General features: G+C 66.4%; 6 protein-coding genes. 1 reads left to right on the forward strand and 5 read right to left on the reverse strand.

From position 1 onward, the window contains the following. From AB4Y84_RS12510 to mraZ, 5 genes are all read right to left on the reverse strand, one after another. Positions 1-512, reverse strand: a 512-nt coding sequence (locus AB4Y84_RS12510; protein ID WP_442250215.1) for a Mur ligase domain-containing protein, incomplete at its 3' end; no start/stop codon positions are given. Then, a complete protein-coding gene (locus tag AB4Y84_RS12515; RefSeq protein ID WP_313251870.1) occupies positions 509-2,353 on the reverse strand; it encodes a peptidoglycan D,D-transpeptidase FtsI family protein in 1,845 nt (614 codons plus the stop codon). The genes AB4Y84_RS12510 and AB4Y84_RS12515, both read right to left, overlap by 4 nt. Further along, entirely contained in the window at positions 2,350-2,613 is a 264-nt protein-coding gene (gene ftsL, locus AB4Y84_RS12520) for a cell division protein FtsL (protein ID WP_025876599.1), read from the reverse strand. The genes AB4Y84_RS12515 and ftsL overlap by 4 nt, the downstream gene beginning before the upstream one ends. Further along, positions 2,610-3,578, reverse strand: a complete 969-nt coding sequence (gene rsmH / locus AB4Y84_RS12525) for a 16S rRNA (cytosine(1402)-N(4))-methyltransferase RsmH (protein ID WP_442244656.1) — start codon at positions 3,576-3,578, stop codon at positions 2,610-2,612. Before rsmH ends, ftsL begins: the two co-directional genes overlap by 4 nt. 14 nt (positions 3,579-3,592) lie before the next feature. Continuing rightward, positions 3,593-4,039, reverse strand: coding sequence for a division/cell wall cluster transcriptional repressor MraZ (mraZ, locus tag AB4Y84_RS12530; protein ID WP_025876601.1), 447 nt, complete (start codon positions 4,037-4,039; stop codon positions 3,593-3,595). Positions 4,040-4,363: 324 nt separating this feature from the next. On the opposite strand from mraZ, the gene AB4Y84_RS12535 reads away from it, so the two are divergent. Beyond that, a complete protein-coding gene (locus AB4Y84_RS12535) occupies positions 4,364-5,152 on the forward strand; it encodes an NRDE family protein (protein ID WP_442244657.1) in 789 nt (262 codons plus the stop codon). Positions 5,153-5,237 lie beyond the last annotated feature (85 nt).

A 5,237-nucleotide genomic window follows, 5' to 3' on the forward strand; every position in this document is an offset into this window, starting at 1 on the left:
TCGTCGCGCAGCTGCGCCAGCAGTGCATGCATCTGCAGCACCAGCGGGGTGGTGAAACCGGTCGGCTCGACCGCACCATAAAGTCCGGCGCCCAACGTGCCGATACTGCCACTGGGCGTACCGAGCAGGTGCCAGGCCTGGGCCAGCAGCTGCACGGTGGAGGTCTTGCCGTTGGTGCCGGTCACGCCAACCATGGTCATCGCCCGCGAAGGCGCGCCATGGAACTGGTCGGCCATCGCCCCCAGACGCGCACGCAGGTCCGGCACGGCGATGGCATCGGCCGGCGCAGGCAGTTCAGCGGGCGCCGGCGCTTCAAACAGGATCGCGCCGGCACCGGCTGCGCGCGCCTGCTCGACAAAGCCCAGGCCATGCGCGCCGAAACCGGCGATGGCGACGAAGGCATTACCGGGGCGCACGGCACGGCTGTCCAGCACCAGGCCGGTCAGAACGGGATCATGGCCCGCCAGGGCCACGTCCGGAAGCAACTGCGAAAGCAACATCGAAGGGCTCATTGCGTGCCTCCCGTCGCGGGCGGCACATGGGATTGCGCGCTGGGCAGCGCGGCATCGAATTCAGCGGCGGCATCCACCGGCAGTGCGGCTTCGGCCGGCGGTACCGGCAGCACCGAGGCCGAATGCCCGATCTTTCCGGACTGCTGGGCAGCCAGCCACGACTGCAGGTCATCCAGCGGCACGTCCATCAGGCGCAGGGTGCCTTCCATCACGTTGTGATAGACCGGCGCCGACACCAGGCCGCCGTAGAACTTGCCGCCCTGCGGATCGTTGATGACGATGACGGTGGCAAAACGCGGATTGGTGGCCGGCACCACGCCGGCGAACAGCGCGTTGTAGTGGCCGCGCTCGTAACCACCGGGGCCGGTCTTGCGCGCGGTACCGGTCTTGCCGGCCACGCGATAGCCCAGTACCGCCGCCTGCTTGGCGCCACCCTGGGTAACCACCGTTTCCATCATCGCCACCACCTGCTTGGCGACGTTCTCGTCGATGATCTGCTGGCCTTCGTTGCGCTGGCCCTTCACGAACGTCGGCGCGATCAGCTTGCCGCCGTTGGCCAGCGCCGAGTACGCGGTGGCGATCTGCAGCGGCGTGACATTCAGGCCATAGCCGTAGGACATGGTCGTCTTGGTGGTGCCCGACCAGCGGGCCGGACGCAGCACCACGCCACCGGACTCACCCGGGAAACCGCTGTGCGGGACCGAGCCGTAGCCGAAACGGCGCACACCGTCGTAGAACACCTGGTCGGGCATCTTCGCCGCAACCTTGGCCGCACCCACGTTCGAGCTGCGGGTGATCACGCCGGTGACGTTCAGCACGCCGTTGTTGCGCGGCACATCGCGGATGGTGAAACGCCCCAGGGTCATGTAACCCGGGTTGGTATCGATGACGGTGTCCTTGGTCACCGCACCGGCCTGCAGCGCGGTGGCGATGGTCAGCGGCTTCATCGTCGAGCCCGGCTCGACCAGATCGGTCACCGCGCGGTTGCGGCGCGTGTCCGGCTGTGCGTTGGTCAGCGAATTGGGGTTGTAGGTCGGCAGGTTGACCATGGCCAGGATCTCGCCGGTGGTCACGTCCATGATCACCATCGAGCCGCCGGCCGCCTTGTTGGCCACCAGCGCGTTGCGCAGTTCCTTGAAGGCCAGGTACTGGATGCGGCGGTCGATGCTGAGGGTCAGGTCCTTGCCCGGCTCGGCGGCGCGCAGCAGATCACTTTCAACCGTTTCGCCCTTGCGGTTGCGGATCACCCGCTTGCCGCCGGGCTTGCCACGCAGCCATTCGTCGAAGGCCAGCTCCAGGCCTTCCTGGCCGCGGTCATCGATGTTGGTGAAGCCGAGCACGTGCGCCATCGCTTCACCCTGCGGGTAGAAACGGCGGAACTCGCGCTGTGCCGCCACGCCCGGAATCTTCAGTGCGACCACGCGCTCTGCCTCGTCCGGATTGATCCGGCGACGCAGGTACATGAATTCCTTGTCCGACTTCTGCGACAGGCGGCTGCTCAGCTCGTCCACCGACATGCCCACCGCCTGTGCCAGCTCGGGGATGCGCTCGGGCGAACGCAGCAGGTCCTGCGGGTTCACCCAGATCGAAGCGACCGGCGTGGACACCGCCAACGGCTCGCCGTTGCGGTCGGTGATCATGCCGCGCGAAGTCTTGATCGGCAGTTCGCGCAGGTAACGTGCTTCACCCTGGCGCTGGTAGAAGTCGCTGTTGATGATCTGCACGTAGGCGGCACGACCGACCAGCGACACCGAGCACAGGCCGAGTGCCAAGGCCACCCAGCGCAGGCGCTGGCGCAGGTTGAAGGCGTTGCGGGGACGGTTGCGGCCGGTCTTGCTCATGGGCGCACCACCACCACGTCGGCGGCTTCGGGGAACTTCATGCCGAGCTTTTCGCGGGCGATGCTGTCCACGCGGTTGGCTTCGGCCAGGGTCGCCTGCTCCAGCTGCAGGCGGCCGAATTCGATGTTCAGGTCATCACGCGCACGCTCGGCGCGCGACAGCTCGATGAACGTCTGCCGGTGACGGTGACGCACGAACACGACGCCGATCGCCGAGGCCACGGTGCAGGCCAACAGGATGATCAGCAGCAGCCGGCTCATGCATCGGCCTCCCGCTTCTGGGCGACACGCAGCACCGCGCTGCGGGCGCGCGGGTTCATCGCCAGCTCTTCGTCGGTGGCCTTGATGGCGCCACCGATCAGGTCCAGCGTCGGCACGAACACCTGCGCCTCGGGCAGCCGGCGGTTGGCCGGCGGCGCCTTGGCCAGGCGGTTCATGTACTGCTTGACGATGCGGTCTTCCAGCGAGTGGAAGCTGATGACCGCCAGCCGGCCACCGGGCTTGAGCCGCTGCACGGCCGCATCGAGCCCGGCTTCGAGATCGGCCAGTTCGCGGTTGATGTGGATGCGGATGGCCTGGAAGCTGCGCGTGGCCGGATGGATCTTGTCCTTGCCGCGCGGCATCACCGAGGCGATCAGCTCGGCCAGTTCGGCGGTACGGGTGAACGGCTGCTTTTCGCGGCGGGCCACGATGGCGCGGGCGATGCGCCGGCTCTGCCGCTCTTCGCCGTAGGTCCACAGCACGTCGGCGATCTCACGATCTTCCACGCGGTTGATCCACTGCGCAGCACTTTCGCCACTGTCCGGGTCCATGCGCATGTCCAGCGGGCCGTCCTTGCCGAAGCTGAAACCACGCTCGGCCACGTCCAGCTGCGGCGAGGACACACCAAGGTCGAACAGCACGCCGTCCAGGCCTTCGGCGGTCTCGTTCCACTGCAGCAGCTGGGCGAAGCTGCCACGGAAGATCGACACGCGCGGGTCCGGCGCGAAATCGCGCTCGGCAACGGCAATGGCTTCCGGATCCTTGTCCATGACCAGCAGGCGTCCCTCGGGACCGAGCTGGGTGAGCACGCCACGTGCATGACCGCCACGACCGAACGTGCCATCCAGATAACGTCCGTTTTCGATCACCCTCAGGCCTTCCAGGACCTGGGTGTACAGGACCGGCAGATGCACCGCCGGCGACTGCGACACCGGAAGGTGACCGGTCTGCGCTTCTGGGCGCATCCGGGCACCCCGGCTCACAACTTCAGGTCGAGCAACCCATCACCCAGATCCTCATCAGACAACGTCTGCTGGATCAGGGCCCGATGCGCCTGCTCGCTCCACAATTCGAATTTGTCGCCCATACCGAGCAATACCGCCTTCTTCTCAATGCCCACCGCACCGCGGTGGCTGGCGGGAATGCTGATGCGACCGTTGCCGTCCAGCTCCAGGTGGGCGGCTGAACCGACCAGCTTCTGCTGCAGCAGACGTACGACGCGCTGTGTGTTGGGTTTGGACATGACGTCGTCGCGCACCCGCTCCCATTCCGACTCGGCATACAGCCACAGGCAGCCCGATTCGAAGGGGTTGTAGGTCAACACGAGACGGTTGTTGCTGACGCGCGCAACGAGGTCGCGGTGAGCGGTGGGAACCGCCATGCGTCCTTTGTCGTCAACTGTGATGGCCGTCTCGCCCTGGAACACGACGCCTGCACCTTATCCTTCGCCCGGTGAAACATTGAACCACGAAAATCCACAAAACACCCGGATTTCCCTCTGATGCCCACCTTAGCAGCGGCCCAAGGGTTGTCAACAACTTTTCAGCAGGGAAATCGCCAGCCGCATCAATGGTTTGCGCCGATGTTTAGAGAGTTGTTCAAGGTTTATCCACAAGTTGCTGATCCGTCTCAATTTTTGAGATTGAACGGAAGTTCAGGGGTGTGGAGGGCGCGTGAAACATGGGCTGCGCATTCATCCGGAACGGGCCGAAAGCGACGCCGTTCTGCGCAAACCGGGCACAATGGCCCCATGTGCCTGCTTGCTCTTGGCTGGTTGCACCACCCGCGCTGGCGATTGGTGATGGCTGGCAATCGTGATGAGTTCCACGCCCGCCCCACCGCGGCCCTGGCCCCCTGGCAGGATGAGACGTCCGTCATCGGCGGACGCGACCTGCGCTCCGGCGGCGGTTGGGCCGGCGTCGGTGCCGGCGGCCGCATGGCGGTGGTGACCAATGTCCGCGATCCGCAGGCGTCCCAGACCGGGCCGTCACGTGGCGCCCTGGTGGCCGACTACCTGCGTGGCCGCGATCCGGCGGGTATACATATAGAACGCCTGGCCGGGATCTCCGCTGCCTATGCCCCGTTCAACCTGCTGCTGGCCGATGGCCACAGCCTGGAGTATCTGGGCAACCACCCGGCCGAGCGGCAGACGCTTGGCCCGGGCGTGCATGGCATGTCCAACGGCGCGCTTGATGCGCCCTGGCCGAAGACCCGGCGGCTGATGGATGCGCTGTCGGCGTGGCTGGAACAAGACGGGGTCGGATCCCTCTCCCGACGGGAAAGGGCGCTGACCCCAGACCTGACCCCACTCTGGGATGCCCTGGCCGACGAACACCGCCCGGCCGACAGCGACCTGCCCGATACCGGCATCGGCCTGGAGCGCGAACGCTGGCTCAGCCCCGCCTTCATCCGGGGCGACGATTACGGCACCCGCGCCAGCACGGTGCTGCTGATTGACGCGAACGGCCAGGGCGAAATCCACGAGCGGCGATTTGGGCCGCAGGGTGTACCCGGTGGACAGAGTCACGTCATTTTCTGACCTGGTGATGCCCGACGTTGGCCGAACCCCCTTGCCAGCGGGGTAGTGCCGGCCGCTGGCCGGCAACCTCCGGATCTTCGGGCAG

Origin of the sequence: Stenotrophomonas sp. 2YAF22 (assembly GCF_052114665.1) — a bacterium.
Taxonomy (GTDB): Bacteria; Pseudomonadota; Gammaproteobacteria; order Xanthomonadales; family Xanthomonadaceae; genus Stenotrophomonas; species Stenotrophomonas indicatrix.

Bases quoted from the DNA above. Each gene is read 5' to 3' on its own strand.
- AB4Y84_RS12515 (WP_313251870.1), bottom strand. From the start codon at position 2,353: ATGAGCAAGACCGGCCGCAACCGTCCCCGCAACGCCTTCAACCTGCGC.
- ftsL (WP_025876599.1), bottom strand. From the start codon at position 2,613: ATGAGCCGGCTGCTGCTGATCATCCTGTTGGCCTGCACCGTGGCCTCG.
- rsmH (WP_442244656.1), bottom strand. From the start codon at position 3,578: ATGCGCCCAGAAGCGCAGACCGGTCACCTTCCGGTGTCGCAGTCGCCG.
- AB4Y84_RS12535 (WP_442244657.1), top strand. From the start codon at position 4,364: ATGTGCCTGCTTGCTCTTGGCTGGTTGCACCACCCGCGCTGGCGATTG.